Consider the following 26506-nt stretch of genomic DNA (forward strand, 5'->3'; position numbering starts at 1 on the left):
CCTTATTGTGCCTGCATCTCTTTATAAACAGCTGTGCGCTCGTCAAGAATCGCCTGACCGCCGCTTGCCATGTAGTCCTTCAGCATACTTTCATAAACGCTGTCGAACTGATCCGGCTTCGACATCGTCGTTTTTACGATCATCTCATTAAACTTGTCGAGCAGCGTCGTGCCGTATTTCGTCTGCGCCTCGATCGGTCTGTCCATTAACACGGGCGCGATCACATCGGAATTCGCGATCTTCTGCGCGGCTTCCACTTGCTCCTGAAATTTCTTCGGCATTTGCATGGCTCTGGCTTTCAGGTTCTTCTCCAAGCTGCCAAGCTGCTTGCCGTTCGAAACAATGATCATGTCGCCCCCGTTGTACATGCGATTCAACGCTTCTTCCGTCGGGTTTTCCACCGCTACCGGTATATCTTCAACCATTGTGTAGTTTTCGCCCTCGATGCCGTTTTGCAGCTTGAACAGATTGTCGCTGGTCGCCATCCATTCCAAATACTTAATGGCTTCGACCGCGCGCTCGCTAGATTTCGGAATCATGATGTACATGCCGTTCGGCGCGTACATCGGTTTGGCATGCTTGCCTTCTTCGTTCGTATACACGTCTACGGAAGCGAGCTGCGCGCCCGGAACGTTTTGCTGCAGCGTATCCAAAGTTCCTTTCTCGTAGAACGGATTAATGTCGTCTTCGCTGTAGAAACCGACTTTGCCCGTAGCCACGTCTTCGCCCAATTTTTTCTTATCCTTGTCGAGACCAAAATCCTTGCTCATCAAGCCTTCGTTGTACAGCTTGTTCATGAACTGCAGCGCGTCCTTAAAGCCCGGCAGAAGCGTCGGATAATCGTTGGAGCCAAGCTGCTGCACCAGCGTGTGTCGCTCTTCCTCGGACACCGGCTTAATAAACGACCAGATCAACGGCTCATATTGCGCGGAAGCAATCGTCATTCCGAGCGGAATCACTTGGCCGCCCGTCTCGCCCGGGTCTTTCTCCTTAAAGGCTTTCAACGTTTCATAAAGTTCTTCGGTCGTTTGCGGAACCGGCATCCCCAGCTTATCCAGCCAATCCTGACGGATGAAGGAAGCATACTTGCCTACGTACGAGCGTTTGGCCGGTACGGCAAACTGCGTGCCCTCGAACTTGCCGTAGCCGAGAACGTCCTCGCCCAGGAAAGCCTTTAAATTCGGCGCATACTCATCGAGCAGCGGTCCGACATCGGTCAAGCCGCCTTGCTTCGCATAGCGGTTAAATGTATTGGGATCATAAGTAAAAACAATATCCGGCACGTTGCTGCCGCTGGCCATCAGAACATTCAGCTTCTCGACCTCTTCCGAACGCGGTACCGGCACATATTCCAAATCGATGTTATTCGGATCGCCGAAGTTTTCTTGAATGAAGTTCGTCAAGTAGTTGTCTGTAATCGTAGAGCCTGCCGGCGAGTTGCCTCTGTCGAACACCTCGACCTTCAGCGTGACCCTCTCCTTCGAAGCTCCGTCATTTCCGCCCGAAGCTTCCGGCTCCTTGTTAGCCGAGCATGCCGTAAACAGTAAAGAACAAGACAAGCCTAGCACCAACATAGCTTTCTTCGAGCCCAGTTTACTTTTCTTTTTCCCAAACATCGTTCCAACCCCTTCTATGAATGATGTATTGCATGACCGGGCGGGCTGCTCGACGGTTAAAGTTAACGCTTTCAGCAATGCTATTGCAGCCCGAATCGGAATGACCACAGTATGGCATGACATTCGCGAAGGGGGCAATAAACTAGTTTCCAAACGATAAACCGCTGCGATAATTACCATAATTTGCATATAGCAACCGTTGTCGCATGATAAACTATTTTCAAATATCCCCGGCAGGACGGGCATTTCCGGGCTTCAGCTTCAGCCTTCGATAGTCTCCCGGCGTTACGCCGACGATTCGCTTGAACACGCGCCCGAACGTAATCGAGTTGGCGTATCCGACCTGCAGAGCAATATTCTGCACCGACTCTTCCGTTTCGGCCAGCAGCTTCTCCGCCCGCTCCATGCGAAGCTGAACGATAAAATCAACGAACTTCATATTGAATTCTTCCTTAAATAAATAGCTGACGTATTTCCCTGAAATATGAAAACGGTCGCTCAGGTGTTTGAGAGATAAATCCGGGTTTTCAAAATGTTCTTCAATGTAAGCCTTCAGCTCGTTAATCATCGCCCGATGGTTTTTCGTTTCGCTGTGCGCGACATAGGCACGGTAGATTTCCGTCAGCCGTTCGGAATAAAGCGACTTTAATTCGTCAAGCGTCGCCGTTTCGTCGGCTGCAAGCTGCTTGGCGCCGGCCTCCGGTCCTTTGAAATGCCCATGCAGCTCATCGGACATATCCGCCAGCTCGCTCTCCAGCATATCCATCATCGTCTGCAGCACCATCCGGATATCTTCATCCTTCAAGCGATCCTTCTCCAGATGCCCGAACAAACTGTCCAAATGGGCGCGCCATTCGCCGGTCAGAAGCCTGAACTCCCTGACAAGGCCGGAGCCGTACTGCACATAGGCGTACCACTTCCGTCCGCCTTCCTCAGGCAGATCCTCGCTCATGATGACCGCTTGCTTGCCGAGTGACATTTTGTGCTGCAGCACGTCCACGGCCGCCTTGTAGGATAGTCCGACCCGTTCCCACCCCGGCACCGGATGTCCGACACCGAATAGCAGCGACAGCCGCAAATGCTCGTCCACCCAGCTCCGACCTTTGTCCGCGAAAATCCGGATGCTCTCCTTCGCAGACGAATGCTCTCCGCTCAGTCCGAGGATCATGCCCATCCGGTTCTCCGCGATCCACTCCGCCCAGCCGTACATGCCGTCCGCTTGCGCCAGCTCCTGCAGCACGTTGGTTAACGCAAATTTAAGCGTATGCTGATCTCTGACGGAGAATCCGCTGCGGAAATCGCGATAATGGCCGATCTCAACGACAACGAACGCCAATTGCCGCGGCATCTCTCCTGCGGGGAGAAGGCCGAGCTTCGCCAATCGGTCGGCCACGCGCTCAAGTCCGTTGCCCTGCAGCATATCGTGGAACAGCTGCCGCCGGCTTACGAGCAGGTTCTCGCGCTGCTGTTTCTCATAATCGGCGGTTTGCTGAATCAGGCTTTCCAGCGTATGATCGATCATCGACAGCTCGTCCATCTTCAATCCGAACGCATCTTCGCGAAGCTGGATCGATTCTATCCGGTTCATCATGACCCGAATCGGTTTATAGTTTTTTCTTGTGATATAAATGATATACAGGATCGCAAACACGACCGTCAGAAGGCCGATCACGACCCACACATAAGAGATGACGGACACCCACACGAACAGCTGCCCGGCGGCGATTCCGCTCTCGAACGTCCAGCCCGTCAGCTCCAAAGGCACGCGGTTCAGCAATTTACCGCGCGAATCCTTGATGTCCTCCTCCGAACGGGTTGAAAACAGCAGAGTCCCGGACGCGTCGCGAACATCCACAAACGAGACGTCGCCGTTCGTCATCGATCTGATCATTTGTTCAACCGCATACATATCGACGTTGATGACGATGAGTCCATCGGTTCCGAAGGGCAGCGGCTCTCTTTTGAAAATAGAAATGACCCGCTTATTCTGCTCAGTACTGAATTCACGATACGGCCGCACCGCCGACCAGCTATAGCTGGTCGGATTCGCCAGCGCCCGCTCGATGAATCCTTTGTCGGCGAATGCTTCCCACTTCACAAGCCCGCTGCGCGTCAGCACCTGCTTGTCTTCATGACGATAGACATAAATCGAATCGAGCAGACTGTCATTCGCGGTAAGCGTGCGCATGCTGTCGACGACATCGAAGATGACCTGGCGGTTCTCGCCCGTCAGCCCGATGTTCAGGAAGTCGCGGTACCGGTCGTTTTTCTCCACTTCCTCGAGCACGTCCATTTCGATCCCTTTCAGCGACCGGGTCAGCCGGTCCTCCATGTAGCCGGTCGTAATCCGGTCGGCCTTGACGGTTTCCTTATGCGAGATGTCATTGACGACAATAAAGGATAAAAAGATCAAAATCGTTACCGTAAACAAAAAGATCGGAAAATAGGATAGCAGCATGCGGCGGTACCAGTTCCTCTTCAACTCCATCACTCCTTATATAAAGGCAGAAATGCCCGCTCTTTTAGAGAAAGCGCTTACCCTCCTTATTTTAAGAGATATCGGAGAAGTATTCAATGGAAATAGACGTGGTTGCTATAAAAAAAACGGCAGCTCCAGGCAATCCCTGTAGCTACCGTTGTACTGAAAACCGCTTTATTTGTATTGCTTCAAAAACTGTACCGCCCGGCTGATATCCCCTTCCGGATTCGTGCCGACCTCGCGTTCGATGGTCAAATAGCCGTTATAGCCGATCTCCTGGAGCGCACCCAGGTACGCCGGCCAGTCTACGCTGCCCTCGCCGAGCGGAACCTCGCGGAAGCCAGCGCCGGATTCGGCCATGGCCGCAACCTTCTCGTGATCGAGCGACTTGTCATAGCCGTAGAAGCCGTATACATCGCGCGGATCCATATCGCCCAGCTTCAGGCCGTCCTTCGCGTGCGTATGGACAATGTAATCCTTAAGCGTGTGTACGCCAAGCACCGGATCATCGCCCGTAACCATGACCATGTTGGCCGGGTCAAAGTTAACCGCCACGCCCTTGGTGCCGAGAGTGTCCAGGAACGATTTCAAGTGAGCCGACGTTTCAGGACCGGTCTCGATCGCGAAATAAGCATTCATGTCATTGGCAAAACGCGCTAATTCTTCACATGCCGTATGCATCGTCTCGTATACGCGGCTGTTCTTGTCATCCGGCACGATCCCGATATGCGTCGTAATAATGTTGGTGCCGAGCTCCGCGCCCAGCTCCATGATCCGTTTGGACTTATCGATCTTCGCGGGGTTTGCTTCCGGGTCCTGGAAGCCGTGGCCGCCCAAGTCGCCGACTAAAGCGGAAATTTCGAGACCAAGCGAACCGATATATGCCTTCCACTCTCTCCTTGCCGAAGCCGACAGATTAGCCGGATCGAGCTCGCCGCGAACCGCGTACATCTGCACGCCGTCCGCTCCGACCTGCTTCGCTTTCAGCAAGCCTTCCTTAACCCCTACTTTAAAGCTGTCCACAATAACGCCGATTTTGTTCGTCACGACAGGCATCGTCATCCTATCCACGCTCCCCTAGGTTAAAGTTCGTTCCACACGCGCTTTACATACTCGAAGCCAAGCTTCGTTCCCAAGCGGCAGTCTTCCATTCCTTCGAATTCAATCGAAATAAAATCATCGTAGCCGCTTTCCTTCACCTTGCGCAGCACGTTCCGCATCGGGATATCGCCGTGTCCGACAATCGCGCCGCGCAGCCAATTGCCGCGCGACGTGTTGAACCAGCCGTCTCCCGGGCGTTCCGCTGCAGGACGGTAATAGAAGTCCTTCACATGCACCATCGAAGCGATGCCGATGTTGTTCGCCAAGGCTACGAGCGGGTTCTCGTCCGCACATAAAAAATTGCCTACGTCAAGCGTCGTCTTAAAGTTGGGCCGGCCGACCACCTGGACAAGCGCCTGCACGCGATCGCTGTGTTGAATATAGAAGCCGTGATTCTCGACGCTCGTCGTAATGCCAAGCGGCGCGGCGTAATCGGCGATGATCCGGCACGCCTCTGCCAGTCTTGGCAGTTCCGCCAGAAAGTTCGTGATCGACAGGTCGCTCGACGATGCCACGTCATGGCGCATCTTCTTTACGCCCAGCGCAGCCGCGTTATCCACCTCGCGCTTCAAGCGCTCGATTTCCCGCTCGAATTGCTCCTCGTCCAAGCCGGAGAAATTGGCGCCGACTGCGTAATTGGACAAGGTTATGCCGCTCTCCTGCGCCTGCCTCTTAATGACTTCGATTAGTTCCGGATTTGCCGTCAAATTGAAGCCAAGCGGTACGATTTCCACATGCTCGGCGCCAAGGGAGGCGATGTGACTGATTACTTCTTGAATGGACATTTCGCCCGATGCGAACGCCTGATGAAGGCTGTACGTGCTTATTCCCAGTTTCATAGGCGAACTTCCGCTCCTTTGGCTGCCGATTCATAGATGCCGATTAATATTTTCATGATCTCGACGCCGTCCGCGACAGGGCTGAGCGGCTGCTTGCCGGTTGTCACGCAGTCGACGAAATGGTTGATTTCATTTTGGAAAGCGCTTTGGAAGTGAAAGCCTTTATGATCGGTCTGCGGAGCTGCGTTAAGGATCGTGTCATGCTTCTCCGTCACGATCACCGTCTCCGGGTCGATCTCGAAGCCGCCTTTATCGCCGTAGAGCTTAACGGATCCCTCATCGGACTTCGCATGAAGCGTGAAGCTGACATCCACGAGCAGGGAAGCACCGTTCTCGAAACGGATTAGCGCGTTCGCCATATCCTCTACCGTATTTTTGCTTGCGTCGTAGTCAGCCGCTTTGTAGAATGAAAGATTTTGCACATTCGAGCGGTTGCCGAGCTTCCGGTATGTATTCGCGCTGACCGATACCGGCTTCGGACGGCCCATCATGTACCAGCACAGGTCGATGACATGTACGCCGATATCGATAAGCGGGCCGCCGCCAGAGCGCTCGATGTCGGAGAACCAGCCGCCGGGGTTGCCGAGACGCCGGATCGTCGTTGCTTTCGCGTAATAAATGTCCCCGAACTCGCCTTTGTCGGCGAGCGAACGAAGCAGCTGGGCGTTCGTGTCATACCGCCGGACGAATCCGACCTGCAGCAGCTTGCCGGATTTGGCCACGGCCTCTTGAACGCGGAGCGCTTCCTCAACCGTGCGGCAGAGCGGCTTCTCCACGAGCACGTGCTTGCCCGCTTCCAGCGCGGCAATGCTGATCTCGGCGTGCGTATTATTCCATGTGCAGATGCTTACCGCTTCGATCGCCGGATCGGCGAGCAGCTCGCGATAATCCGTGTATACGTTGGATGCGCCGTACTTCTCGGCCGCCTTCCGCGCGCGTTCCTCGTTCAGGTCGCACACGGCATAAAGGTTGGCATTCGGATTGTTCTTATAGGAATCTAGATGACAGGACGAGATGGAGCCTGTTCCTATGACTGCGACTTGTACAGGTTTCAAAGCGTATTCCTCCTATTCAGTTGTGACGGCAAGCCTGCTTGTCGGGCAGTCCTCCACGATTGTGAAGTTTTGCGCGCCTATACTTTCGTATTATAATGATTTCAACGGGCAACGCCATGCAAAGCTGTGCGGTTTGTTTGTACGATTGTGCGGTCTAAGGGAGAGTGGATGAGGATGGCTGACAAATACGAAGAACTGCGGGAGCCGATGGACATGCCGGACCCGCATTTTCCGATCAAGGTGCATCGCAACGCCTTCGACCGGCAAGGCCTGGTCACCTTTCAGCATCACTTTCACGAGCATCTTGAATTTCTCTATTTCGTTAGAGGCGAGGCGATGATTGAGTGCGGCTCCGCGACGATCCAAGCTTCGCCGGGCGACCTGGTCGTGGTCAACAGCAACGAGCTGCATTACGGCATCAGCCTGTCGAGCGACTTGTTCTACTATGCGCTGATCGCCGATATTTCGCTGCTGCACAGCCAATCCGTAGACGCCGCCGAGACGAAGTTCATCACTCCGATCACGCAGAACCGGCTGCTGCTTCGCAATCATATCAGAGGCGACGACCATGCCGAGGCTTGCGTCCTCGCCATTATAAAGGAGCTGGAGCAGCGCGAGTTCGGTTACGAGCTTGCGGTGAAGTCCGAGCTGTACCGGCTGCTGACGCTGCTGCTTCGCGGTCATGTCGCGACGGTGCTCACGCAGGGCGAATATGACGAGCGGATGAAAAACATCGAGCGCTTCGCGCCTGTCTTTCAATATATCGAGGACCGTTACAAGGAGGAGCTGTCCGTTGACAGGCTCGCCCGCATGACCCGCTTGAGCCGCTTCCACTTCAGCCGCCTGTTCAAAGAGCTCAGCGGCCACACCGTCACCGAATACGTGACGATGACCCGTCTCAACAAAGCCGACTACCTGCTTCGCCACAGTCCGCTGACGGTCTCGGAGATCGCCGCGGCGACCGGCTTTAACGACATCTATTACTTCAGCCGCACCTTTAAGAAGCATAAGAAGGTGGCCCCTTCGGCGCTTCGGACCATTCCCTTTTCCGGGTAAGTAAATATGTGGTGAAATACTTCCGTTTTTTTTCAAGAGATCAAATCAATGATTTGTCTGATTGCTTTTTTGGCTTCTGGAATCGGCATCGCAGGAAAGACATGGTTCATTTTTGGATATTCGTAGTAATTGATCATGACACCTTCCTTTATAGCTCGGTCTCTAAACTTTCGCGCATCAGCTAACATCAGATCATGAGTTCCGATAAATAAGGAAATTTCCCCTAAGCCTTGTATATCACCGTTTATTGGGCTTAAAAGATAGTGATTCGGGTCTGTGTCGCCAGCATATAGTTTTCCGATGATGGCGAGTCCATATGAACCTAAGACGGCATCATTTTTCTCGATTTTCTGAATATCTGGATTCGACAATGTGATATCTAACCATGGAGAGATTAATATAATCCGACTCGGTTGTGGTAGATCTTTTTCCTTTAACAATTGAGCTAATGCTAACGCAAATCCACCGCCTGCCGATTCTCCCATAAATATAATATTTTGCGGAGAGGTTTTCATTAACAGCTTTTCATAAATGGGGAGTACTTGATCATATGATTCACGATACTGGTGATGAGGGACTTTTGGATAGACAGGCACAATAATCGTATAATTGCTAATTTCCGATATCTTATTTATAAATCTCCAATTAGCGCCAATAGGTCGATTTATATGACCTCCGCCAAGTAAATAAATAATATATTTTTCATTGTCTTGATTGTTTCCTTGTAAAACATAACAATCCTTTCCATACGATTGCTCCATCGCAATACCCAGTTTCTGTTGGATTCCTCTAGGCAAAATATATGGTTTTGCATTCTCGATTCGCTTTTGTTCGAGGAATTTCGCAAACTTCACTTTGTCTGAATAATGTTGTTTTGTACCTCTCAATAATAAAATATATTCTACCAGTTTGCTCTGTATACTTCGCTTCATCTCAAAAAACCTCCCTTATTGTTTTTATCATACATATGGAAGGCGTTGCCGCCGTAAGATTCACAGAGTCATTTATTTGTCATTGCTCTCCCTCCCAATATCACAACATTGCGCTTGGTTCAGGATGTCGCCGACGACAACATGCACAATTTCCTCCTCGTGGATTTAACTCTCCTGATCCGCTTTCGCAACCGATACTACGCGCCTAATGTGAACGTAATATGAACCAAATGGGAACAAATGTAAAAAATGCGAACGAATATTTCACCTTTTAGCTTCGGGGTAGGAGCGCTTATTGTGGAGGAAGGGTTTATGTTCCTCTTCGACAAGCCCAGGACCAGTAAAAACCAGTAAAAGAACCTCTCTATTTTAGAGAGATTCACAATTATTAACGCTTTTTCGATACCGCTTTTACAATTTCTCTAAAAGCAGTCATTTCTTCGTAAATATTATCACCATTGTCTGGATCAGCAGAAACCTTTGCGATGACTACCCCTGCATCTTTGTCTACGTAAACATACTGGCCATAGACTCCCATAGCTGAAAACTCATGACCAAGTTTTGCTCCTTTCGGAACCCACCACTGATACTGATAGCCAAAGTGAGGGTAAGAGACATTAGGCTGTAAATCTGCATCAACCGGCGTTGTTGCTTCTTTTACCCATTTTGCGGAAACGATTTGCTTTCCTCCCCACTTCCCATCTTGCAAGAATAGCTGACCGAGTTTAGCCAGGTCGCGAAGCGGTGCATTGATGAAACTCAGACCAAAATCGTTATTGTGTAAATCTTGGTTCAAGTAAGCATCACTTGTCATGCCGAGCGGTTTCCAGAGCTTTTCGGAAAATACCTCATGCAGTGGTTTATTGTTAACATTCTCGACAAGAAAAGCAAGAACCTGAGCATCTGTGCTCTTATAGTTGAACGTATGCGGTTGGCCGCCTTCCAAGTCCTTAATAAAGTCCTTAACCGGCATATTATTGAACACTACATCCTGCAGCATACGCCAGATATCCGCATTTTCATTGCTGTAATCCTCGTCCCAATCTACCCCTGAAGACATTTGAAGGACATCGCGAATTGTGGCCTCCTCGTAGCCTGAACCTTTAAGCTCAGGAACATAATTTGTGATGATGTCGTCAATACTCTTAATTTTGCCTTCATCTACTGCGATACCTACAAGGGTAGAAACGTAGGACTTCGCTATTGACCAAGATGTGAAGCGGGTGCAGGCATCGTTGCCATTGAAATACTGTTCGTTTACGACCTTACCGTCTTTGATTACAAGAAGACCGTTTGTTCTACCGCGTTCCATTAAATCCGTGAACCTGCGAGTTTCACCGTTGAAGTTATAGGTAAGATTGCTAAGATCAACCTTTTTGCCCATTTTATACGGATGAACCATACTACCCTTTTGAATGATAGAATGAGGTAGAATTTGATCCATATTAACAAAATTCCAAAGTATTTTATCGTCATCAAAAATTGTCGCCATCTTAGATACATCGTAAGTATCGCTGATCGGATCACTACACTGCGCAGGCTTAGCTGCAAGAACATTATTCTCAGGTTCTGCTGCCTCAGCTGATGCACCCAGTGCCGAACTAAGAAGTAATATAGATGCTACAGACAAACTTACAACCTGTTTCTTCATTCTGTCCCGCTCCTTCAAATAATGTTATTTGTAAATTGTGTGCCAACTGGATGCCCTATTAAGGTTTTTAATCAAACAAGCATCACACAGCATATTTAACTTCACCTCCTCGTGGATTTACCTCATGTTCCGATTTCACAACCGATACTACGCATCCTATGTGAACGTAATATGAATCAAATGGGAACAAATGTAAAAAAAGATGAACGGATCGTTCATCTTTTCGCTCGCTCGGGTTTTCGATTGTTTAACTTGGGTTACATGACCGGCAGAAAGACGGTTACCGCCGTTCCTTTTCCTTCAGCGCTGTCTATCTCGACCCTGCCGCCATGCAATTCGACAACGCGTTTTACGATCGCGAGTCCAAGCCCGCTACCCCCCGCTTCGCGGTTATGCGATTTATCGGCCATATAAAAGCGTTCAAAGACGCGTTTGCGGTCTTCTTCGGCAATGCCGATTCCCGTATCCCGAAAGACGACTCCAATCACACCATTTCCGGACTGAAGCTCGATGAAGATGTCACCGCCCTCAGGCGTAAATTTGATGCTGTTGCCAAAAAGATTTAGCCATACCTGGCTCAGCAGATCTTCGTCCGCATGAATCGCCGTTTTTGGAAGCTCGAGGTGAATATTTAAGTGTTTGGCCGACCATTGCGGCTCTGCGGATACGACAATACGGCGCAGCTGCCTGTCAAGCTGAACAGGCGACGGATGGAAGGGATGATGGTTCGAATCAATCGTGGCCAATCGGAGCATGTTCTCGCTGAGCCGGGACAGCCGCATGCTTTCGTGCCGGATAACGTTTAGACAGCGCCGTTGCTCGGCTTCATTAAGACCGTCCGTTTGCAGGATGGAGACAAAACCCGAAATGGACGCCAGCGGTGTTTGAAGTTCGTGGGACACGTTGGAAACGAACTCCTGCCGCATCCTTTCGACCTGGCTCATCTCGTGGGCCATTTGCTGAAATTGCTCCGACAAGACGCCCAATTCATCCTTGCTCTTCGTCTGAAGATCGATGTTATAGTCTCCTTTGGCAATTTTTTTGGTTGCGGCCGTCAATATTTTTAAGGGCTTCACCACTATGCGTGTAAAGAGAATGAACTTGAGACTGCCGATCACGAGGGCAATCAGAATCAAGGCACCCAAAATACTGAACAGCAGCAAAATATTAGATCTTTCCGGATGGATGACGAGCGCCAATTGCTCATCCGCTGTTTGTAAAGGGAAACCCATGTGCAGACTCGTCGGTATGGGCAGGACGGATGTGCGCCTCACGACTTCGGCACCGTCCTGAACGCGGCGTATATCCCCGTCGGAAAGGTTGGGCATGCTTGTCGAGCCATAAGCGTAGCGCAAACCGTTCCGATCGTATATCCATAGGGATACCTTCTGCTTTTCGGACAACTGTTTCAGAAAGAGGCCGCGTTCGGTTGGCGCCAATCGGGAAAAAACATCCGATATCAGCCAGCTTCGCACCGCATACTCGTTTTGGATGGATTGCGTGATTTGGTCTTTAAACAAATAAACGGTTATCGGGATGGAGCCTCCGAGACCTATCGCTACTGCAACGGTAAAGATCAATAAAATTTTTAAATTCAAGCTCTTAATCATCGCTTTCCGTCTCCAATCGGTATCCGAGACCGCGAACTGTTACAATGCGAAAAAGATGGGTATAATCGGCGAACCGCTCCCGCAGCCGCTTGATATGAACATCGACCGTCCGCTCGTCCCCATCGTGATCGAATCCCCATATCGCTTCGATTAACTGCTCTCGCATAAAGATTTGGCCGGGATAGCTTGCAAGCTGATATAACAGCTCGAATTCCTTGAGCGGCAAATTCCAATTCACGTTGCCGTCCGTAACGGTTCCCCGAAGCCGATCCAGCTTGAAGCTGCCCAATATAATCCTCTTATCCGCCGCAATCCGGTACCGGCGCAGCACCGCTTTGATTCGGATCACCAGCTCCTGCGGATCGAAAGGCTTGACCAGGTAATCATCGGCGCCTAAGCCGAATCCTTTCACCTTCTGACTCGTCTCGTGCTTGACCGTAATCATGATAATCGGCAGTTCGGGGTACAAAAGCCGCAGTTCGCGGCACGAATCCCACCCGTCCATGACAGGCATCATGACATCAAGCACAACCAAATCCGCAGGCGAGCTTTCCATTTCTGCAAGCGCCTCTTTGCCGTTGACTGCTCCCCGGACACGATATCCTTCGTGTCTTAAAACTATTAAAATCATTTCCAACATATGCGCATCATCTTCTACAACAAGAACACTTGTCATTGCTTATGCCTCCTTACTAATCCAGCCCAATTATAGCATTAGGAGATTCGCATAAGTATACATCTGTAGAATACCAGGGCGAGGTGAGATAGCAAATGAGTGAATTCCAAATGTCCAAAGCACCAATGCCTACGCTCAGTAATGCCGTAAAGTTGATAGCAATGGCGTAGATGATAAGGCGCCGCCCCCTTAGAGTAAAAAACACTAAGCCGGCCACATCCTGTAGAGTAGTGAACTGAAATTGTTCAGAGGGCTGAGCCCTCCTTGCTTTTTCAGTTCCCCCTTCAGTTTCACTTCTTATTCCAAAACAACGTCAAACCCAGAAAATCGAATCCTACTTCGGAATCCGTAGGAGAAATCCTTGAAGTCCGTTTCGAAGATCGGTTCAATCACCATTTTCGTTACCATCTGCACCACACAATCGCGTATTGCTGGATACCAAGCGGTCGAAACTTTCCATCTCCCTTCGGTATCTCCTTACGTCATGCTGGCAGAGGACGGTACGTTCCTGAAATTAATTGTTCCCGAACCTCTTGGACGAACCGCTTCTCGCCATATTCGTTTGAGATCTGGTCGAAGGTAATGCCATTGATTCCTCCACTGCCTCGGTTTTTTTTACTCGTCTCCATCCCCTCCGACTCCCTTCCCGAGCTTGCCACTTCACCTTTCGGGCTTATAGGTCTGCTCCTTACGAAAAAAAAGAACTCCGTACGGGGGAGGGTCTCCCTGGTTCCAAGCACAACTTTCTCAACATGCCGATCCCCATACGCCGGAGAGTTCTTCCGCGCTGCACTTCCAAGAGCTTCGCGCGTTCCTGGTGGAGCCAAGGGGGATGTCAAATCTGGATTAACTTTCTGAAGAAGCTAATTCCACGATGCAGATCGCTAAGGTAAAATTAGACGCCGTGCTCGCTTACGCTGTACGCGGGACGAACTCTTCGGGTTCTCTCCCTACTGCCCAGTAAATGCAAAAAGCCGACCTAAAGGTCGACTTTTGGCATTTATGGGGCCTAGGGGGATCGAACCCCTGACCTCATCGCTGCCAGTGGAGAGATGGGGGGTTCTGAGTTAGGGAATTAGCAGTAGAAAGCCTTGCGTGACAAGGCTTTTTTGAGTTTAATGATTCTACGTTCGAATGCGCCGCGGCGCTTAGGAATAAAAAAGTGTGACCAGAAATGTGACCAGAGAATCATCAGATCGCATCCCTATACTTTTCTTTAAGAAATGGTGTACGATGCCTGCTTCACCGTAATCCAATTCCGAATCGTTTCTGCGCCGTAGGCTTTGTCGCCAAGAATATGGCTTCCCATAATATCAAACACCTGAAGCAAATCGATCACTGGAACGGAATCATAGACTTGACCACCCGTCAGAAGAAAAGCGAGGGCCCTAATCCATCGACTACCGTATGAAGTTTGGTTGTCTGTCTATGATTCGGGGTGAAGACGATGTGGTATTTGCACATCCATTTCGTGTGAGATAGACTGTAATTTTTCATTGCCATCTAAGACCATTTTTCTCATTGAGCCTGAACATCTCAATGAAAGGAATGGTCTTTTTGGTCAAACCCTTGATCCCTCCACCCGCAGGTGGTTTTTTGTTTCGCGCGTTTCACGCACTCAACCGGCTACAGCCTATAATAAAAAACGCATCTCTGCCGTTTGTGTGTGGTGTTGGGAAGTTAGATGAACATAGATGTCGCAAAAACACGCCATTCACCGATGTTCATCTTATAGTAAAAATGTAATTATTTATAATAATCCCCGTCGATTCCTCGGTGTTCCCGCTAGCATCCACCTGATAATCGAAGATTTTACCATATGACCAAATTAGTTTAAATAGTCAACCCTTCTATTGCTTTGGTAAAATGAACCTCTTCAGCAGGTAAATCATGTGCGCTTAGATTAAATAGCCCTATATACACCGAAATATCACCAATTGTCCCTAAAAGCGTGACAGGAATATCATTATGGCTACTCGCTGGGTAAAGTAACATTACCTTTGGAGCATTATATCGTTGGGCATAACATATAATCTGATTAATATCAGCCCTGTCTGGAAGTTTTTTAACAGGCTTATATTTCACATCGATTATCAATTTTGTTGTACTTTTATCATTAACCACAATATCTGGAGTTGCATTAGGCGAAGTTCCTCGTACAAAAAATGTAGAAAAAAGTGGAAGTGCCGCGCCAGTAGGCGCTGCTTTATTACCATCTAGAACGCTCACATTAGGATTAGAAAACTTATTAGCAAGGACATCTCTGACATACCCTTCAAATATTTCAGACATGTCAACCAAAATAGAGGGAAGTATAGCTAAGCCCCCCTCACCACGTAGCGATATACTTTGTCCACTAACAATTAGTTGGGCTAGTCGTAATGTGTCGGCATAGCTATCTTTATGAATCGGAAGTTTACTTATTGTCAGAGCCAACGAATCGCTAGTAATGTTTGATTTGTTAGGCAGGGAAACGTTTTTAAAATGCATATAATGATTACTAATGCGAGATAACCTACTGATATAATTACTGCTTTCGTGCATCGTGTAATAATGTGATTGTAAACATTCTAAAGCAAATCGAATAATTTGATTTTCAAGCGTATCTTCTGTTCTAGTATAAGTTGAATAAACGGCTGAAATTTTTCCGAAAAAATGCGAGATATAAGACGTACGCAAAGGATCAATTCGCCCAGTCGGAGAGGGTGAAATTCTTTGCTCACGTCTATAGTTTTTGATGAGGCCGTCATGTCTTATGATATCCAAAGTATCCAAAAATTGATCAGTCAAGACATCAAATAAACTCTGTGCACGTATCGATGTGGAGAGATATGAATGAGTATATCGAATTGTTTCTGCTATTTTGAATGGACTTCTCGATAAAATTCTCTCAATATTGGAAACTGGCATACGGGTATCAATCGACAGAGCATAACGATCATTTATTGGGACATGACCGATCCAACGACTACCTCTTATAATAAGTTTTTTATACTTAGCCTTATATTCGATTTGGAACCGACTCTGTATGTCCTCATACAAATCAAAGCTTCCATCAGGTTTGATTATGTCCAAAGGAAGATTAATCTCCTGATGTTCTACCATCAGCAGAACTTCCCGTTTTTTATGTTTTGCAGCGGTTATTCCCCGATTAGACAGGAATCTCATAGCATTTGTCATGTTATTCATTGACTTTTAGCGATTGTTCAGCAGGTGACAACACTTTGTCTGGTTCAGCGTTACCTACATCTCCGTGGGAAGCATCAACGACAATATTCTGCCAATCTAATTCTATCTGCTCAAAAAGCGCAGCATTAAATCGACATGCACGTTTTAATGTGGGTTTTATCCGAAATGACCATATGTCTAACGCAGCTTCTAAGTCTATGCATCCGAGGAAATAGGCATGTCCCAGTCGAATTTCTTCAGATTCATACATGTTTAACTTTTCGAAAAATGCTATTATTTTATTGATAAAAGGTTCCGTTGTTTTCTTTGACAGTAGTTTGCGCAAAACGTCTGCACTAGGGTTGATATCGATTTGAGCAAAACGTCTTTCCAAAGCAATATCTATTTCATCGACTCCTCTATCCCATGGATTCATAGTCCCTATAAGCATCAAGTTTGATGGAACAGATAATTCTTCGCCCGAAGCTGTTTTAAAAGGTTGATCACGTTTGTCTCGCTCAAGGTAGGTTAGCACCTCTCCAAATACACGTATGATGTCCGTTCGAGAGATTTCGTCAATGATTAAGATATGTATCCTATCAGGGTCAACGGCTGCTGCTCTGCATGCTAGGACAAACTCTTTCGCGGAAATAAGGAACGTCCCGTCTTTTTGGGCAACATAACCAAAGATAAAGTCTTCGTACTGATAGCTTGGATGAAATTGAACAGTTCGCACAGCTTCCCATGAGCCGCTAAGTGCGACGCCAATTTGTTGAGCATACCAGCTTTTTCCGGTTCCTGGCGACCCAGAAATCAAAACACCTGCATATCCCAGTTCAAAGGCACGATTAACTTGTTTTAACACATTATCGTTTTCGTCAAGTAATGTAACATCTTTAATTTCCATTTTTTGATGAGAACCACGGGTGTTTCCCATCGCATTCAAACGCAACAAGTTACTTAAATCAAGATCAGCTAGTTTTAAATCCCTAATTTTAATGATATTGTCCGATCCACTTCTTTCAGGTTCTACTTCAAGAAAGTGCTCATCCGAATATTCCGAAAAATCATCACGGAATATAGTTTCATAAATATCGTCTCCGTTTTCATCTTCTGTTAATATTGAAAACTGAGCCCTGAATACTAAAACTAAATTTTCCAAGTTAGGGTTAAACATACGGAAAGCGTAATCTCTGAATAAGAATACTATGGTAGATACAATCGGAAGCCTATGCCCAGAGAGCATTTCGCTAAGCACGACTTTCCAATGTTCATCAGACAACTTGTAGGATAATGCTCCTGATGGTTGCTCTATATTAATGATTTTGGAGAGCGGACCTTTTTCGCGGATCGAACTCGGCGCATAAGATCCCGCTACATTTTTTTGATATAATGTTAAAGGATTGCCCACCCCTCTGGAACGGAAGGGACGCAGATAAGGGCTTTTATCAGGTGCATCAACAATCTTCAGGAATTTTTTATAAAAATTTACAATGTCATCCGAATTGCTTACTATATTTGATGTGCTTCTATCCCGCAGTAAAGCGAGATAGCCAGGAAAATGCTCGTGACTACGTACACTCCCTAAGGTTGTCAAAGCTTTTTTTACAGTTATGATGTCGAGGCAATAATACTTACCGCTATCATTAGTTGTCATTTTCATCATCCTGAATTCGTAATTTGGGATCTAAGTCCACCCCTATTGAACTACGTCCAATTGCAGCGGCAGCGCGTAACGTTGTGCCTGTTCCCATGAAGGGATCTAAAACAATCCCTGGCCTAAATGGCCCTCCACAACCGCAATCACTCCAACCAACTGAACGTCGCTTAGCAAAAGTAAATTCACGAAAATATCCGCCTAGCGCTTGCTTGGCTTCAGCTGCCAATTTCTGTACAGTAGCAGAGTTTCGGCCTGTGCCATTTTGAGTCTTCATTGCCTTCCCAGCGTCTGAAATTCCTGTAGCTTGGATTGCTGAGATGTGCGATTCGGTCAAACCATGTTGATTAGCAAGTTCCATTGCTCTCTTTGCCTGTGGGCGAGACGGATCAAGTTCCGCTGTCCTCTCAACAATACGTCTACGAGGTTTTCCACATAGCGTACAAACCTGCTCGGGACATCCAAGCGTCAGAATACGGTCTACAAGTTCTTCGGGATACGGAGCTAAGTGTTCGCTAACATCTCTTCTCAATCCAATTTGCCATACATCACTTGGGCCTGTACCATTCCCATACTTCTCCGCGTAGCCGAACTGATCATAATAGTAATCCCGTCGTTGCATAGTAAAGTGAATAATATATTCATGGCGATTCTTCAAACGGTCTTTGGCGGGATCTGGCATTCCAGCATCTTTGATCCAGACAATTCGGTTGCGCACCGTCCATCCAGCATTTCGGGCAGCGAATTCTAACCGCCCAGGAGTATTAGCAAGCGATCCTTTAAAATAAGTATCACCTATGTTGATGAAAACGGATCCCCATTTGGGCAAAATCGTTTTCCAGTTTTCCATGCAATCGATTAAGTTACCAACATAACCTTCAACTGTTGCTTCTTGACCAATTTGCTCACTAATTCCATAATCACGTTTTAACCAATATGGAGGTGAGGTAATAACCATATCTGCCTCGCCATACTTCAAAGACACATGTCGAGCATCTCCGATAATCCTCTCTGTGAAGATAGGTAGGAGTTGGCGTGTATCAGTCAAACTGCTGTTATTCGAAAGTACATCTGCTTCGTGAAGAGATGAATTATTTAATATTTCGGATGTCTTTTTCACATTAATGCTCTCCTCAAATTCCTCTTTAATGAATGTGACAACTGCCCTTTATGTTGAAAAACAATCTTTTTATGATATAGGCTCAAATAACAATCCACTTTCCTGTGTGGCAACACTACAAATTCAAACGGCCATGAGGAGTGAATATTATTTCCAAGGGCCGCCTTTGACGATACGGCCTAAAGCTTAAGCGCAACCATACAGGGGCACATGCGGGATAAAATGTCCACCCTAAGAACATTATATCATGTTCTGTTGGGAAGCAACAATACGAATACCCATCATGATAACTATTTACAATGAACATCACAATCCAGCCTCCAAAATCCAAATAAACTTAAACCCACGCGAATAAAGGGTTTGAGTATAGAAAACAACAGCTGATTTTTGGTGAAAATCAAGCGCCCCAGCTTTCCCGCGGAGAATCTAGCTATGCTTGAGATGCGATGCATCATGCTGCAAGTCGATGATAACACATACATTAAAGGCACCTAATATCAAATATGAAGACGAATGGCCGGGCAACAAAGCATTAAAGATCAGAAAGAACTACGTTAAGGATTTACAAGCTCGGTTTGAATGGAACGAAGTATTCTGCGTTTCTTGCTCACGACGGGTGATGCTGCTGAGTACAATTCTCTGAGCGATTTTTTCTGGCCTTGAACAAGGAAACGTTTGTTGTCATTCTTGACCATACCGATCACACATCCAGACCGCGAGCCATAATTTCGCCAATAAGCGGTGCGTGGGTAAACTATCTGTCCATCAACACGTAAGGAGCTGTAGCTCCAGCCTTTAGCGCTCGATCCATCATGGACACGATGACTGCCGAGGCTGGCAACAGCGACTCCTATCGGCGTTTGTAACCGTGTGATCGTTTGTCGATGCTGTCGTTGAGCCGTTATTACCCTACTTGTCCGAACTAAACAGAGCGAAATCCAGTGGCAGGAAGGTGTGACTGTCCGACCATCTGCTAATTTTCATTTCTTTTATCCTTCCTTTGAAATAGAGATCGTTGCATTATTTTACAGCCCCGCTATAAAGGATTTTGAATCTAACTCGCATGCAATTGATTACGTGTCTATGTAGTTAATAAGAATGGTTGCAAATTAGGAAATACACCTTTTTTACTATATAAACTGAAATCGACACATTCCTTCATTTTCCTTTTTTACAAAAATGAAAACTTGACAAGTTGAGATATATATTATATTCCTAGCCAATGCATGATAGGTAGTTCTCAAAAGATACTCATGCGGGAGCCGGACACAATTCCACTGTGTCCGGCTCTTTCTCTTTTCCAAATAACATATCAGGAGGAGTCCAAATGACTGTTCAGCACAAGGAAAACCTAAAGTCACTTCTATCCCAATCCCTCAGAGAGCAACAGAATAGCTACACAATCCAGCAGCTTTTTGAAAAGTTTCCCACGATAACAGAACTATTGGACATTACCGAACAGCAGTTAACGACGATTAAAGGCATCGGCATAAGTAAAGCACGTCAAATTTCAGCAGTGCTTAAACTGGCAAAAGCACTCACTATACCTAACGAAGATTCCTACACAATCCGAAACCCTCAAGATGCGCATTCCCTTCTCGCGCCGGAACTCAGCCATCTGACAAAAGAACATTTTGTATGCTTGTTTTTGAACACCAAGAATCGACTAATCACTAAGGAGACCATTTCCATCGGTTCTCTGAACGCCGCAATCGTCCATCCCCGTGAAGTATTTCGCGCCGCAATTCAACGTTGCAGTGCATCAATCATTTGTGCCCACAATCACCCCAGCGGGGATTCCACCCCATCCCCAGAAGACATTTCTCTGAGCAAACGGCTTGTGAGCGTTGGCGAACTCGTTGGCATAGAAGTGCTGGATCACATCATAATCGGATCAGGTAATTTTGTTTCTCTTAAAGAACGGGGACTGATGTGAAACCAAAACCCAAAACTTCTGCCTCGCAATTTGCTAGTACACTAACAAGCCAAATGATATATAATATATCAAGTGATGCCGCTTTTGCAAAGTTTCTTTCTTTTTCTTAACCTACCGATAATAAATAATAATTGACATTAGATACAGACACAGGACAACAGTAAAAATTCGTGAGTTGAAGCTTTCTTTCTCATGTATTTTTTCTGTTTCCTCGTTGTAGGTATCTTTTTTATTTGTAAAAAAGGGGGAATGCAATCTCTACTCACTTTATAAAGTGGGATACTACGGAAAATCGTATTTATAATCACTAATAAACCGCATATACCATATTGTGACACAGAAACGGAAAGTTTATCCTTTTTCTTAGAGGTGAGAAAATTGAATACTGTCAAAAAAATTGGCGAAAGCATCCGGCTATTGCGATTGAAGAAGGGGCTAAGTCAGGAGCAATTAGCTTTGCATTCCGGGGTTAATACTTCTTATCTCGGTCAGGTTGAACGAGGAGAAAACAACCCTACAATCCATACGCTAGAGAAAATTGCAACCGGTCTTGAAGTGCCTATCGGCAGTCTAATAGGTGACTCCGAGCTAACTGATTGCGTTGAGAAAAACAAAAAGACTATACTGGCCGTCCTTAATCCAGACGATTTGAAACAGCTTGTAATGGGTGCAATTAAGACCAACGCCATGAACTTACGTTCTGAATCGCATTCGACAACGGCACGAATTGATGAGGAAGACGAGAATAATGAGACCAATTGACTTTATTACGCACGTCTCCAATAATACTGGAATTCCAGTATTTACAAGGGATTTTCATAGAGAAAGGAGAACCTTGCCAATCAGAGGAGGATTTTTCTATGGGAAGAGAAGAAATTCGAGTGAAATGGGAAGCGCGTATTCAGGCTTTCCGTGCCAGTGGCGAAAAGGCCACTCAATGGTGCAAAGCCAATCAGATTAATCGTCGACAGCTTTACGCTTGGATCAAGAGGTTGGATGCAGCTCCGTCTTCACCACGAGTTAAGCCGGCGACCTTCCTTCCGGTTCAAGTGACTTCGGATGCTAAATCGGAATCTTCCAGCAGTCTTCGCATTCGAATCGGCTCTGCTGTCATCGAAGTGGAGCCTGGATTCGAGCCCGCCTTACTCCGCAAAGTTGTTTACGCATTGGAGCAAGTCCCGTCATGCTGAATGAGTTCTCCACCCAGCAAGTTTATCTCGCTTGCGGCAGCACGGATTTACGGAAATCAATAGACGGTCTTGCCGCGCTCGTGCAAGAGGGGCTCGGGCTAAACCCCTTCTCACCGGCTCTGTTCGTTTTCTGTAATCGTGAGCGCAACAAACTTAAAATCTTGTACTGGGAGCATAACGGCTTCTGGCTATACTACCGCAGGCTGGAGCGCGGTACTTTTCAGTGGCCGCAAGCCGGCGGAGAGCCTCTGGCCATCACGAACCGGGAACTCCGTTGGTTGATGGACGGACTATCGCTTAGTCAGCGGCATGCACATCGGAAAGTGCGGGCTGAAGTCGTCATTTAACAAATCATATTAAATCGTCAATCGAACCCCTGACCTCATCGCTGCCAGCGATGCGCTCTCCCAGCGGCAAAGAACGCCCCTCTATCAGTAAACCTATCTTACGATCTCCACTTCTTCAAAAGGAGATTCCTCCAGCTCAAAAATGTTCTGCGCAATCCCTTTTAAGTGAAGATCGAAAAATGCGGCAATATAGGTCCTTTGGGCCTCCAACATTTCAACTGCGTCCGACGTGCCGATAGCGCTTTGTACGATACCCGGCGCCAGGCTCAATTTACTGTCCATTTGCGGCAGGAGAACTTGATAATCCGTATAGGTGTAGTGCATTCCCTTCGGAACGGCTATGTCATATTTCCAGCCGGTAGACTGTTGCCAGAAGGACAATCTGTCTTTGCGCGTCAGATGCGAGTCGAGGTCGTTTTCGTCAGCATAGCCGGATTCCATCAGCATAAATGGTCGGTCCAATCCGTGTTCGGCAACCGGCAGCGGGTGGTCGGGCATATGGCCCATTGTGCCATCCATGTCGATGCCGGCGTCGAATCGATCATCCTCGTACATCGTTTGAGCCGCGGTCGCACCGCCTGCCGAATGGCCGTAAATTCCTACTTTCGAAAGATCAAACGCCGTTGCAAGACCGTCAGGCAAAGCGTCCTCCTCAACATCAGGATTGCCGCCGCCTGCGGTTATCTCAAGCTGATTCAAGACATACTTCATATCGTCGACCCGGACATCGTTCATTTTCAATATCGTCTTCCAGTCTCCGACTTGCGGCAAAGCTTCCTCCAGTAATCTTCCACCGGGAAATTCTACCGCTGACGTTTCGTATGTGTGGTCGGTTGTAACAACGATATAGCCCTTACTGGCCAGTTCTTCCACCACAACTGTGCCTAAATTTCTTGGGACGCTGCCACCCGGCGAATAAAAAACGACAGGAAAGCCGCTGTCCACCCGGTATGCCGGCGCATCTATCCAAGCATTGGTTTTCATGTCCTGCCAGTCGATCGTACCCGAGTCAAGTCCTACACTCTCGATTGTATTTTGGTCATAGTATTGCGCCGCAAGAGGATGAATATATGGCGCTTTCTCCGTTCCCTGTTCTGCAGCGGGATACCAAATGCTGATCATCAATTCCCGCTTTTGATCCGGAACCCATGGATCGTCGCGGTTATTATCTCGCAAATGGAGTTCGGTCGTGCCTATTTCATAATGGCCTGTCGGCTTTGGAAGAGAGAGTTCGATAGTCGGTATAGAAGCCATGTCCGAACGGTTTTGAGGCATTGTCTCCAAAAGCCAAATTCCTGTGCCGGCGATGAGCGGAATAAGCATAATCGTAACCCATTTTGATATATTCGACGCTTCGCCGGTGATCGTTTTATTCATGGCATTTACAGTAAAGAAGTAATAAAGCGTATAGATCAACATAAATGCGATGACGCAAAAGCCGATCGGAAAAGTTAAATCCACGGAAGCCATCCCGCTAAACATTCTTCTAAGCAAATTCATTATTGCAGCATAGTTTAATAATCCGATAATGAGAGGCAGCCCAAAGATAAACAGACCTTGCTTTAATAGTGAACGATGAATATCTTTGTTCGAAATACCGATTTTTTTTAAGATGTCATACTTCACCTTGTCTACGCTAGCTTCGGTAAGCTGTTTGAAATAGAGGATGCTTCCCGTGGCAATAATAAAAATAAGTCCGAGAAAGCCCAGAATAAATACGTTAAATCCCGCTTCCTCAATGCCGGCGCGATATACGGAGTAAAACGTGGAGAGCTTTGCCTCCGGCGTCTTGACTCCCGCTAGTGCGTTGGCGGTAGCTTTCGTATCCTTCTGATCAGTAACGGCATAACCGATATAGGTTAGCGGTGCAATCTGCGCTTTGACCCGCTCGAAATCCGAATCTCCAATCACAATCATAATATCGGGGTAGCTCCAGTTAATGATTCGCTCCACGGTCATACCGTCAAAGAAAAAGGAGCTGTCCCCATTCGGCAGATTTAAGGTAATGCGTTCGCCTGCGAAGTCGGAGGCGTCATAGCCCGTATACATAGGGCGTATGCCAATTGCTCTTCCTTCTTCCGGAGCGTCCAGAAGCGGCAATCTCAACTGATTCGCCACTTCGTTATAAGCATCGACCGATACGATTTTCACCGGGTTCTCGGCGGCGGCAGAAGCTTTTTCCGGGAGGATGTCGGAATTTGACGAATGGCCTCTGGATTCGATAACTGGTATTTCCGCTCTAGCGGTTATGCTATGCTCCGCGTCTGCACGGATAATCTCATCGATGTTCCTGTTAAATTCTGATCCCTGCCCGATATGCATATAGCTGAACGGCGCCGTCAGCCGCGCGGTTTCCCTGGCGCTGTAATATATACCGAAGCCTGTGGAAACAGCGCAGAGCGCCAATGCTGTCAGTATGGAAATCATGGCAAGCATGTTGGCATTGCCCTTAATACGGTAAACCAGGTTCGATACGCCGATAATGTTCATGCCCTTGTAGTAGCTTCGTTTTCTCTTTCGCATCGTCTTCAGAAGAAATACAACCAGAGAAGAGAACAACAGAAAAGTTCCGGCGACGATCCCCAACGTCATCACCGACAGATTGATTAGAATATCCGTGTTGTCGTCAAAGTCGCGATAGGCGTAAGCATAGCCGGCCACAATCAACACAGCTGCCAGAATGGCCGTAATGACGCTTGTCTTCGGCTCGCGCTCTCCTTCCTTCTCGGCTTGAAACAGCTCCACCAGCTTATATTTATAGATCAACCGGTAGCCCTGCAACGACGTAAACAAAATAATGACCGCAAATACGATGCCGGTGTTAACGATGGCGCGTATGGAAAATGCAGTTCCGACCGTAATGTCCACATCGAGAATACGGACGAACAGCATCGAAAACAGCTGAGAGAAAAACGCGCCGCCAATAATGCCGACAAATAAGACGGCAGCGCCCATCAGCATATTTTCAAAGAAAAACAGCTTGCCGACCGTTCTCTTCGGCAGTCCCAAAAGGGAATAGAGTCCTGCCTCTTTTTTGCGACTGCGGTAAAAGAAATGATTGGAATAAAGCATGAAAACCGTAACGAACAGCAGCAGAATGATCGAACCCAACATAAAAAGCGACGCCATACTTTGGCTTGATTCGATGCTTTTCGCGATGTCTTGGTTATACCCGAGCGAAACAAAGATATAATACACCATGACACTTGCGAGCATGGAAATAAAGTAGATCAAGTAGTTATTGAAATTCCCCTTTATATTCTTTTTTGCTACATCAAACAGCGTCATTGGCGTTTCCCCCCAGCACTGTCAGCACATCAAGAATTTTTTTGAAGAAGACTTTTCTAGGATGATCTCCCTTGACAATTTCCGTGAATATTTCCCCGTCCCGCAAAAACAGCACACGCCGGCAAAAGCTGGCGGCAAATGCGTCATGGGTTACGATCAAAATTGTCGCCCCATCTACCTCGTTCAGGCTGGTAAGCGCCTGAAGCAAATCTGTCGCCGCTTTTGAGTCGAGAGCGCCGGTTGGCTCATCCGCGAGCACAATCGAAGGCCGCGTAATAATCGCCCTGGCGGCGGCGGTGCGCTGCTTCTGCCCGCCCGAAATTTGGTAGGGGTATTTGGAAAGAAGTTCTGTAATATTAAATTTCTCCGCGATCAACGCCACCCGATTTTCCAGCTCGGTTACATCTGTTTTAGAAAGCGCCAACGGCAGAATGATGTTCTCCTTTACAGTCAAAGTATCCAGCAAATTATAGTCCTGAAAAATAAAACCGAGCTTGTTGCGGCGAAATTCGGAAAGCTCATGCTCTTTCATTACGTTTATGTTAACGCCGTCGACGATGATTTCACCCGACGTAGCTTGATCGATTGTCGCAAGAATATTGAGCATTGTCGATTTGCCCGATCCCGATGGACCCATAATTCCGATAAATTCGCCTTCATTCACCGTAAGATCAACGCCGCCTAGCGCGGGAAAAAGATTCCCCTTTCCACCATATATTTTTTTCACATGCTTGGCGGATACGATTGTTTTTTTCATAGATACCATCCCTTTGATGTTGAGTTAT

The 26506-nt window shown here is 47.4% G+C and carries 20 protein-coding genes and 2 pseudogenes; 5 read left to right on the forward strand and 17 right to left on the reverse strand.

Annotated elements, in window-relative coordinates; all coding sequences use genetic code 11:
* Positions 1–2: 2 nt before the first annotated feature.
* The 5 genes from H581_RS0132185 to H581_RS0132205 all read right to left on the reverse strand — a co-directional run bounded on the left by H581_RS0132185 (position 3) and on the right by H581_RS0132205 (position 7090).
* Positions 3–1616 carry an extracellular solute-binding protein gene (locus H581_RS0132185; protein WP_029192841.1) on the reverse strand — a complete coding sequence of 538 codons (1614 nt, stop codon included), beginning with the start codon at positions 1614–1616 and terminating at the stop codon, positions 3–5.
* 220 nt (positions 1617–1836) lie between these two features.
* Positions 1837–4098, reverse strand: coding sequence for a helix-turn-helix domain-containing protein (locus H581_RS0132190; protein WP_029192842.1), 2262 nt, complete (start codon positions 4096–4098; stop codon positions 1837–1839).
* Between the two features lie 171 nt (positions 4099–4269).
* Positions 4270–5157 carry a sugar phosphate isomerase/epimerase family protein gene (locus H581_RS0132195; RefSeq protein ID WP_029192843.1) on the reverse strand — a complete coding sequence of 296 codons (888 nt, stop codon included), beginning with the start codon at positions 5155–5157 and terminating at the stop codon, positions 4270–4272.
* Positions 5158–5177: 20 nt separating this feature from the next.
* Positions 5178–6035 carry a sugar phosphate isomerase/epimerase family protein gene (locus H581_RS0132200; RefSeq protein ID WP_029192844.1) on the reverse strand — a complete coding sequence of 286 codons (858 nt, stop codon included), beginning with the start codon at positions 6033–6035 and terminating at the stop codon, positions 5178–5180.
* Positions 6032–7090, reverse strand: coding sequence for a Gfo/Idh/MocA family protein (locus H581_RS0132205; protein WP_029192845.1), 1059 nt, complete (start codon positions 7088–7090; stop codon positions 6032–6034). The genes H581_RS0132200 and H581_RS0132205 overlap by 4 nt, the downstream gene beginning before the upstream one ends.
* Before the next feature lie 174 nt (positions 7091–7264).
* Here H581_RS0132205 and H581_RS0132210 point away from each other — a divergent pair, with 174 nt between their 5' ends.
* Positions 7265–8146, forward strand: coding sequence for an AraC family transcriptional regulator (locus tag H581_RS0132210; RefSeq protein ID WP_029192846.1), 882 nt, complete (start codon positions 7265–7267; stop codon positions 8144–8146).
* A 32-nt stretch (positions 8147–8178) separates the two neighbouring features.
* Here H581_RS0132210 and H581_RS0132215 read toward each other — a convergent pair whose 3' ends face one another.
* The 10 genes and pseudogenes from H581_RS0132215 to H581_RS39835 form a co-directional block, all read right to left on the reverse strand.
* Positions 8179–9078, reverse strand: a complete 900-nt coding sequence (locus tag H581_RS0132215; RefSeq protein ID WP_029192847.1) for an alpha/beta hydrolase fold domain-containing protein — start codon at positions 9076–9078, stop codon at positions 8179–8181.
* Positions 9079–9466: 388 nt separating this feature from the next.
* A complete protein-coding gene (locus tag H581_RS0132220; RefSeq protein WP_051251523.1) occupies positions 9467–10729 on the reverse strand; it encodes a serine hydrolase domain-containing protein in 1263 nt (420 codons plus the stop codon).
* A gap of 257 nt (positions 10730–10986) precedes the next feature.
* Positions 10987–12339, reverse strand: coding sequence for a sensor histidine kinase (locus H581_RS0132225; protein WP_029192849.1), 1353 nt, complete (start codon positions 12337–12339; stop codon positions 10987–10989).
* Entirely contained in the window at positions 12332–13015 is a 684-nt protein-coding gene (locus H581_RS0132230) for a response regulator transcription factor (RefSeq protein ID WP_029192850.1), read from the reverse strand. The genes H581_RS0132225 and H581_RS0132230 overlap by 8 nt, the downstream gene beginning before the upstream one ends.
* Before the next feature lie 482 nt (positions 13016–13497).
* The gene (locus H581_RS38245; protein WP_156889748.1) at positions 13498–13644 is read right to left on the reverse strand and encodes a hypothetical protein; all 147 of its coding nucleotides are present in this window, start codon (positions 13642–13644) and stop codon (positions 13498–13500) included.
* A gap of 793 nt (positions 13645–14437) precedes the next feature.
* A pseudogene (locus tag H581_RS37565) lies at positions 14438–14518 on the reverse strand (IS200/IS605 family transposase); the annotation flags it as partial.
* 330 nt (positions 14519–14848) lie between these two features.
* Complete coding sequence (locus H581_RS0132245) at positions 14849–16120, reverse strand: 5-methylcytosine restriction system specificity protein McrC (RefSeq protein WP_029192851.1); 1272 nt, start codon at positions 16118–16120, stop codon at positions 14849–14851.
* Between the two features lie 76 nt (positions 16121–16196).
* Positions 16197–17840 (reverse strand): McrB family protein, encoded by a 1644-nt coding sequence (locus H581_RS36825; protein ID WP_051251525.1) that lies wholly within the window; start codon positions 17838–17840, stop codon positions 16197–16199.
* A complete protein-coding gene (locus tag H581_RS36130) occupies positions 17830–18960 on the reverse strand; it encodes a DNA-methyltransferase (RefSeq protein ID WP_084134901.1) in 1131 nt (376 codons plus the stop codon). The genes H581_RS36825 and H581_RS36130 overlap by 11 nt, the downstream gene beginning before the upstream one ends.
* Positions 18961–19523: 563 nt before the next feature.
* Positions 19524–19935: pseudogene (locus H581_RS39835) on the reverse strand (IS4 family transposase); the annotation flags it as partial.
* Between the two features lie 352 nt (positions 19936–20287).
* On the opposite strand from H581_RS39835, the gene radC reads away from it, so the two are divergent.
* The 4 genes from radC (at position 20288) to tnpB (ending at position 22433) form a co-directional block, all read left to right on the forward strand.
* On the forward strand, positions 20288–20896 hold the full coding sequence (gene radC / locus H581_RS0132260; RefSeq protein WP_029192852.1) for a RadC family protein: 609 nt from the start codon (positions 20288–20290) through the stop codon (positions 20894–20896).
* Positions 20897–21274: 378 nt separating this feature from the next.
* Positions 21275–21658, forward strand: coding sequence for a helix-turn-helix domain-containing protein (locus tag H581_RS37575; RefSeq protein WP_245600219.1), 384 nt, complete (start codon positions 21275–21277; stop codon positions 21656–21658).
* A 98-nt stretch (positions 21659–21756) separates the two neighbouring features.
* Positions 21757–22086, forward strand: coding sequence for an IS66 family insertion sequence element accessory protein TnpA (tnpA, locus tag H581_RS0132270; RefSeq protein WP_029192853.1), 330 nt, complete (start codon positions 21757–21759; stop codon positions 22084–22086).
* Entirely contained in the window at positions 22080–22433 is a 354-nt protein-coding gene (tnpB, locus tag H581_RS0132275) for an IS66 family insertion sequence element accessory protein TnpB (protein ID WP_029192854.1), read from the forward strand. The genes tnpA and tnpB overlap by 7 nt, the downstream gene beginning before the upstream one ends.
* Positions 22434–22526: 93 nt before the next feature.
* Here the strand turns inward: tnpB and H581_RS0132280 are convergent, their stop codons facing one another.
* The gene (locus tag H581_RS0132280) at positions 22527–25721 is read right to left on the reverse strand and encodes an FtsX-like permease family protein (protein ID WP_029192855.1); all 3195 of its coding nucleotides are present in this window, start codon (positions 25719–25721) and stop codon (positions 22527–22529) included.
* Positions 25708–26478, reverse strand: a complete 771-nt coding sequence (locus tag H581_RS0132285) for an ABC transporter ATP-binding protein (RefSeq protein ID WP_036720749.1) — start codon at positions 26476–26478, stop codon at positions 25708–25710. The genes H581_RS0132280 and H581_RS0132285 overlap by 14 nt, the downstream gene beginning before the upstream one ends.
* Positions 26479–26506 lie beyond the last annotated feature (28 nt).

It is taken from the genome of Paenibacillus harenae DSM 16969 (assembly GCF_000422465.1).
In the GTDB taxonomy this organism is placed as follows: Bacteria; Bacillota; Bacilli; order Paenibacillales; family Paenibacillaceae; genus Pristimantibacillus; species Pristimantibacillus harenae.

Excerpts from the sequence above, each read along its gene's own strand:
- H581_RS0132185 (WP_029192841.1), bottom strand. The coding sequence starts at position 1,616 with ATGTTTGGGAAAAAGAAAAGTAAACTGGGCTCGAAGAAAGCTATGTTG.
- H581_RS0132195 (WP_029192843.1), bottom strand. The coding sequence starts at position 5,157 with ATGACGATGCCTGTCGTGACGAACAAAATCGGCGTTATTGTGGACAGC.
- H581_RS0132200 (WP_029192844.1), bottom strand. The coding sequence starts at position 6,035 with ATGAAACTGGGAATAAGCACGTACAGCCTTCATCAGGCGTTCGCATCG.
- H581_RS0132210 (WP_029192846.1), top strand. The coding sequence starts at position 7,265 with ATGGCTGACAAATACGAAGAACTGCGGGAGCCGATGGACATGCCGGAC.
- H581_RS0132215 (WP_029192847.1), bottom strand. The coding sequence starts at position 9,078 with ATGAAGCGAAGTATACAGAGCAAACTGGTAGAATATATTTTATTATTG.
- H581_RS0132220 (WP_051251523.1), bottom strand. The coding sequence starts at position 10,729 with ATGAAGAAACAGGTTGTAAGTTTGTCTGTAGCATCTATATTACTTCTT.
- H581_RS0132225 (WP_029192849.1), bottom strand. The coding sequence starts at position 12,339 with ATGATTAAGAGCTTGAATTTAAAAATTTTATTGATCTTTACCGTTGCA.
- H581_RS0132230 (WP_029192850.1), bottom strand. The coding sequence starts at position 13,015 with ATGACAAGTGTTCTTGTTGTAGAAGATGATGCGCATATGTTGGAAATG.
- H581_RS38245 (WP_156889748.1), bottom strand. The coding sequence starts at position 13,644 with ATGGAGACGAGTAAAAAAAACCGAGGCAGTGGAGGAATCAATGGCATT.
- H581_RS0132245 (WP_029192851.1), bottom strand. The coding sequence starts at position 16,120 with ATGGTAGAACATCAGGAGATTAATCTTCCTTTGGACATAATCAAACCT.
- H581_RS36825 (WP_051251525.1), bottom strand. The coding sequence starts at position 17,840 with ATGACAACTAATGATAGCGGTAAGTATTATTGCCTCGACATCATAACT.
- radC (WP_029192852.1), top strand. The coding sequence starts at position 20,288 with ATGACTGTTCAGCACAAGGAAAACCTAAAGTCACTTCTATCCCAATCC.
- tnpA (WP_029192853.1), top strand. The coding sequence starts at position 21,757 with ATGGGAAGAGAAGAAATTCGAGTGAAATGGGAAGCGCGTATTCAGGCT.
- tnpB (WP_029192854.1), top strand. The coding sequence starts at position 22,080 with ATGCTGAATGAGTTCTCCACCCAGCAAGTTTATCTCGCTTGCGGCAGC.
- H581_RS0132280 (WP_029192855.1), bottom strand. The coding sequence starts at position 25,721 with ATGACGCTGTTTGATGTAGCAAAAAAGAATATAAAGGGGAATTTCAAT.
- H581_RS0132285 (WP_036720749.1), bottom strand. The coding sequence starts at position 26,478 with ATGAAAAAAACAATCGTATCCGCCAAGCATGTGAAAAAAATATATGGT.